Below are 256 nucleotides of genomic sequence, written 5' to 3' on the forward strand. Positions count from 1 at the left end.
TTCAAGCCCCGCTGCACTCGCTAGCGCATATTTAAAATTATATATTTGCGCTTTATTCCCCACTACACCTTTAGCATGCTCCATTATATAAGTGTACGCTTCCAAACTCCCTTTATTTGCGTAACAATGTAACGTTTCATTTAATAATTGAATGTAAGTCATACTATTTTCCATACACCCATTCCCCCGTAATCTTTTATAATATTTATTTCTCAAACCTTTATACGATTCTGTAATCACTGTATATAACTCACGC

The 256-nt window shown here is 34.8% G+C and carries 1 pseudogene; it reads right to left on the minus strand.

Annotated elements, in window-relative coordinates:
* Positions 1-174, minus strand: a pseudogene (locus tag SB658_RS25570) (alpha/beta hydrolase); the annotation flags it as partial.
* Positions 175-256 lie beyond the last annotated feature (82 nt).

Source organism: Bacillus sp. SIMBA_008 (assembly GCF_046535495.1).
GTDB lineage: Bacteria > Bacillota > Bacilli > Bacillales > Bacillaceae > Bacillus > Bacillus subtilis.